Below are 4,633 nucleotides of genomic sequence, written 5' to 3' on the forward strand. Positions count from 1 at the left end.
CGCGGGAGCGTGCGCGGCCGCTTCGGCGCGCGGGTGCGAGGCAGCTGCGCATGGCGCCCCTGCTGTTCGGCGGCATAAGTGAGGAAGGCGCGAGCGCCAGACAGCTCGCGCGCAGCCGAGGAGGCGCCGAGTCCCTCCCCCCGCCGCTGCGCGAGGAAGGCGCGAAGGTCGGTCGCATTGAGGTCGAGCAGGCCGGCCGGCTCGATCATCTCACCGCGATAGCGACCAAGGAAATCGATCAGGCGATGCGCGGTCGCGACATAAGCGCGCACCGTGTGTGGCGAACGCCGTCGGTCATGCTGGAGATGATCGGACCACTGCGCCGCGAGCGCGGCGGCCGGGTGAACTAGATGTGCGGGTGCGTCAGCCACTTGCGGATCATAGCCGCAACCGTCCGTCCCAGGAACATCAGCAATTCGGACCCGTGGCCCCCATCGAGACTGAGTTCCGCGCGCTGGCCGAGCGCGAGCAACCCTGTCGGCAAGGGCGGGTTGCAGTCGATGCGGATCAGCGCCTGGGCGCGGATCAGGTCGCAGGCCGGACCAAACAAGGCGTGGCCGCGCTCGACCTTACGCATTTCGACGCCATGCACTGCGTCGATCGCACGGCGGAGGATGGAGGGTTCGACGAACTGAATCCCGCTGCCGTCGGCGCGAAATCCCTTGTCGGCGACGACCAGCGACAGCGCGACCGCGTCGATGCCGAGGATCAGCGGCCATTCCTGGGTTACGACGTGCAGCAGCCCCTCGACGCCTTCGGCATCGATCGCGGCGAGCACCGCTTCGTGAATCGAGGCGACCGCGCCCGAATGACCGCGCGCGAAAGCGATGAGGTCCTCGTTGGCCTCGCGCGCCTCGCCGAGGCGATCACGCAGATGCGCTACCGCTCGCTCTTCGAAAGGGATCACCGTCGCCATTGCGAGCGAGGATACGCCGAGCGCGGTTAATTTCCTACAACGCTGCGGCGCACGCTCGACAAGTCGTTGAACCGATGTAACTATTGGCCGCCATGCTGTGGATCGCTCTCGCCGCGCAAATCAGTGCGCCTTTGCCGACGAACATGATCAAATGGTTCAGCTATGACGATATGCCCGGCTACCTCATCGAACGAGCGCCCGGCCTATGGCTCGTCGGAATTCGAGTGACGGTCGGATCCGACGGCGCAGTTCAGAGTTGCGGCGTTGAATCGTCCAGTGGAACGGAACGGCTGGACGAGTTCACCTGCAAGAGAATCAAACAGCGGGCGAAGTTCGCTCCCGCGCGCGCCGCCGATGGCTCTGCGGCGCTCGGCGTATATCGGACGTCGGTCAAATGGGCCGTTGCGGATTCGCCGTTCGACTCAAGCAACGCGAGCATCCCGGACGTCGATGTATCGGTCGCGAGGCTTCCGGCAGGGCTCAAGTCCCCTGCTCTCGTGCGAGTAATGTTCGCGGTCGATGCCCACGGTAACATATCCTCCTGCGCTGCCGAGCCGGTGCAGCCGTTCGAGCGAATTTCGAACAGTCCCGATCTCGTCCCCGTGGCGTGCGTCCAGCTCGTCAAAATCTTCAAGCCAGTTCCAGCGAAGGACTCGGCCGGAAACGCAGTGCCGTCCGTGCAGGATGCGATCGTGCGCTTCTCGCTCCAGAACCAGGCGGCTCGCTGACGCATAAAACAAGGGCGGCGGCGCCTTTCGGCACCGCCGCCCGAACGCTTCAAGCCGGAACGTTTAGTTCAGCTTGGTCGAAACGTTGTTGAAGGTGCTGCTCAGCTTGGTGCCGATGTTCTGCATCGCACCGATCGCCGCAACGGCGATGAGAGCGGCGATGAGGCCGTACTCAATGGCGGTCGCACCCTTGGTGTTCTTGATCAGCTTACGAAACATGCTCATGGTCTTCGCTCCTTGGTTCCAAGTGTAGAGGCGTCGCCGCCTCCCAGCCTGCGAGGTCCAATCCGCAGGATGAAGTGGAACCTAGCGCTGCACCGGTTGAGAAATTCTTACGCGCGAGGGTTGCCGAAAAGTTAAGCTTGCGTCCCGGTAAACAGCCTTCGTTTCGCGCCAGCGCCGATAGGTAAGCGCCATCAGCGCGACGGGCACCAACGCGTTGAGGTTCGCGAAGTCGCCGCCGCCGATCTGCGCGATGAGCAGCAGCGGAATGCACCACAGTGCGAAGAGCACGCCGGGCCTTTCACCGGAACGCGCCAGGTAAAGGAATGACGGGACGAGGATCAGCGCGTCGTAATAGAAGACGTAAGGGCTCATCAGCATCGAGCCGGCGGCAAGCATCGACACTTTTGCGCCCGGCCCGGCCGGCGAGCTCCACATGCGCCACACGAGCGCTGCGGCCGCGGCTGCGACGATCAGGTGGATGGCGATCGCCGGACCCGCCGGAACCGCCATCTGGCGCGCGGCGGCATAGACACTTGCCAGCTTGCCCCAGCCCATCAGCCCCTCGCCGGTGACCTTCACGATCAGCGGAGCTTCGTTCAGCCACGCGGCCGTCGTTGCCGGGCCGAACAGGCCAAGGCCCACGAGCAGGATCGCCATCGAGGAAGCAGCGGCCCCCGCAACCGCGCGCCACTGACGCCCGGCAACGAGAGCAACTGGCAGCAGTATCGCGAGCTGCGGCTTGACGACGAGACACCCGAGCACCGCGCCCGCAGCGAACGGCGACGTGTCGAGGAGCGCCATGCCGGCCATGAACAGGCCGGCCGTGAGGAACGCATTCTGCCCGATCGCCGCATTGGCGAAGGCGACCGGAAATGCCGCCGCCAGCCAGCCCGAGCGCGGCATGAGCCTGCGCGCGGCAAAGAGGTAGAATGCGAAGCTCGAAACCGACCAGGCCGCGAGCCCCGCCGGAAAAGACATGAGCCCCAACGGAATGACGAGCAGCAGATAAGCAGGCGGGTAGGGAAAGGGCAGCTCGGCGGTCGCGCTGCCGAAGGTCGCGACAGCGGACTGAAGCGCGTGCAGCGCGCTGCTTTCATAGGCGAGCCAGGGACGCCCCGCGAGCGCGAGCTGCGCCGCCGCCCACGGGGCAAGGAAATCGCGATCGCTAGGCTGGATGAAGTTGCGCGAGAATTCCGAAAGGGCGGCCAGAACAAGCACGACCACGAACACATTCCCGACGAACCTGTACCGCGCGTACGGGTCGCCGGCAGGCGCCGCCCGCACATCGTCGCTGCTTGCCGTCATTGGTGCACGCACAATCTTCCGCCGGTGCAGTGATCCCCGGGGGAAGCTTAGCCGTTCGACGGCTAAGGAAGGCTTACCGGCTTGCTAGCCACGCCGTTCAGACAATCGCCTGACCCGTCGATTCCCAGTCCTTGAGGAAGCTGGCGATGCCCGACTCGGTCAGCGGGTGCTTGAACAGTTGCCAGATGATCTTCGGCGGCGCGGTCATCACGTCGGCGCCGATCTTCGCCGCTTCGACCACATGCATCGGGTGGCGCACGGAGGCGACCAGGATCTGTGTCGCATAATCGTAATTGTCATAGATCATGCGGATGTCGGCGATCAGCTGCATGCCGTCGAAGCCTACGTCGTCGTGCCGTCCAACGAAGGGCGAGATGAACGTCGCCCCGGCCTTGGCGGCGAGCAGCGCCTGGGCCGCCGAGAAGCACAAAGTGACGTTGACCATCGTCCCGTCGCCGGTGAGCGATTTGCAGGCGTGCAGCCCGGCGGGCGTCAGCGGCACCTTGATCGCGATATTGCCGGCGATCTTCCGAAGCACCTCGGCCTCACGCATCATGCCCTCGTAATCGAGCGCCACGACCTCCGCAGACACCGGGCCGCCGACCACCGACGCGATCTCGCCCACAACCTCGAGGAAGTCGCGGCCCGACTTGTGGATCAGCGACGGATTGGTGGTGACGCCGTCGAGCAGGCCGGTTTCGGCGAGTTCGCGGATCTCGGAAATTTCGGCGGTGTCGGCGAAGAATTTCATGGCGGTTTGCGCGTGTCCCAGCTTTGGTCGATGGATGGGGCATAGCCGGTGGGACCCGGCACGTCACCAGATTCGGGAGCGACCGATGAGCGAGCATGTCCGGGTGGAGAAACAGGGGGAAATCCTCGCGGTGACGCTTGCCCGCCCGGAGCGGCGCAACGCCATCACGGTCGCAATGTACGCTGCGCTCGCCGAGGCCGTCGACAAGGGGGCCGCCGACGATACGGTCAGGCTGATCGCCTTCAGCGGCGAGGGCCAGGACTTCGCCGCCGGCAACGATCTCGCCGACTTCATCGATGCGCCGGTACGCTCCGGCGACGAAATCGCCGTGTGGCGCTTCCTTCGCGCGCTCGCTTCCTGCGAGACTCCGCTGATCGCGGCGGTCCACGGCAATTGCGTCGGCATCGGAACGACCATGCTTCTTCACTGCGACTTTGTCGTCGCCGAGGAGGGAACGCGTTTTTCGCTTCCGTTCGTCGATCTCGGCCTCGTCCCTGAAGCGGCTAGCTCGCTCCTGTTGCCACGGATGGCCGGCCGCCGGCTGGCCGCGCGCTATCTCCTGCTTGGCGAACCGTTCGGAATGGACGAAGCGCAGGCGATCGGGCTGATCAGCCATCGCGCGCCGAAGGGCGGGCTCGACGGCGCGCTCGCGGCAACCGTCGAGCAGCTCCTCGCCAAGCCGCCGCAGGCGCTGCGCGAGACCCAGCG

7 protein-coding genes are annotated in these 4,633 nt (G+C 65.4%); 2 read left to right on the forward strand and 5 right to left on the reverse strand.

What is annotated here, in order from left to right; translation table 11 throughout:
• Both GH737_RS13140 and GH737_RS13145 read right to left on the reverse strand, forming a co-directional pair.
• Positions 1-371, reverse strand: a 371-nt coding sequence (locus tag GH737_RS13140; RefSeq protein WP_196233178.1) for a site-specific integrase, incomplete at its 3' end; no start/stop codon positions are given.
• Positions 347-916: a DUF484 family protein gene (locus GH737_RS13145; protein WP_155265252.1), complete on the reverse strand. Its 570-nt coding sequence runs from the start codon at positions 914-916 to the stop codon at positions 347-349. The genes GH737_RS13145 and GH737_RS13140, both read right to left, overlap by 25 nt.
• A 92-nt stretch (positions 917-1,008) precedes the next feature.
• On the opposite strand from GH737_RS13145, the gene GH737_RS13150 reads away from it, so the two are divergent.
• The gene (locus GH737_RS13150) at positions 1,009-1,644 is read left to right on the forward strand and encodes an energy transducer TonB (RefSeq protein ID WP_155265253.1); all 636 of its coding nucleotides are present in this window, start codon (positions 1,009-1,011) and stop codon (positions 1,642-1,644) included.
• Positions 1,645-1,707: 63 nt separating this feature from the next.
• Here GH737_RS13150 and GH737_RS13155 read toward each other — a convergent pair whose 3' ends face one another.
• From GH737_RS13155 to fsa, 3 genes are all read right to left on the reverse strand, one after another.
• Positions 1,708-1,869 (reverse strand): Flp family type IVb pilin, encoded by a 162-nt coding sequence (locus GH737_RS13155; protein ID WP_155265254.1) that lies wholly within the window; start codon positions 1,867-1,869, stop codon positions 1,708-1,710.
• Between the two features lie 81 nt (positions 1,870-1,950).
• The gene (locus GH737_RS13160; RefSeq protein WP_155265255.1) at positions 1,951-3,174 is read right to left on the reverse strand and encodes a glycosyltransferase family 87 protein; all 1,224 of its coding nucleotides are present in this window, start codon (positions 3,172-3,174) and stop codon (positions 1,951-1,953) included.
• Positions 3,175-3,271: 97 nt separating this feature from the next.
• Positions 3,272-3,925: a fructose-6-phosphate aldolase gene (fsa, locus tag GH737_RS13165; RefSeq protein ID WP_155265256.1), complete on the reverse strand. Its 654-nt coding sequence runs from the start codon at positions 3,923-3,925 to the stop codon at positions 3,272-3,274.
• Between the two features lie 85 nt (positions 3,926-4,010).
• Here fsa and GH737_RS13170 point away from each other — a divergent pair.
• The coding region (locus GH737_RS13170; RefSeq protein WP_196233179.1) for an enoyl-CoA hydratase-related protein at positions 4,011-4,633 on the forward strand (623 nt) is incomplete at its 3' end.

The sequence above is a fragment of the Sphingomonas segetis genome (genome assembly GCF_009720245.1).
Taxonomy (GTDB): domain Bacteria; phylum Pseudomonadota; class Alphaproteobacteria; order Sphingomonadales; family Sphingomonadaceae; genus Sphingomicrobium; species Sphingomicrobium segetis.

Bases quoted from the DNA above. Each gene is read 5' to 3' on its own strand.
- GH737_RS13160 (WP_155265255.1), bottom strand. From the start codon at position 3,174: ATGACGGCAAGCAGCGACGATGTGCGGGCGGCGCCTGCCGGCGACCCG.
- GH737_RS13145 (WP_155265252.1), bottom strand. From the start codon at position 916: ATGGCGACGGTGATCCCTTTCGAAGAGCGAGCGGTAGCGCATCTGCGT.
- GH737_RS13155 (WP_155265254.1), bottom strand. From the start codon at position 1,869: ATGAGCATGTTTCGTAAGCTGATCAAGAACACCAAGGGTGCGACCGCC.
- GH737_RS13150 (WP_155265253.1), top strand. From the start codon at position 1,009: ATGCTGTGGATCGCTCTCGCCGCGCAAATCAGTGCGCCTTTGCCGACG.
- fsa (WP_155265256.1), bottom strand. From the start codon at position 3,925: ATGAAATTCTTCGCCGACACCGCCGAAATTTCCGAGATCCGCGAACTC.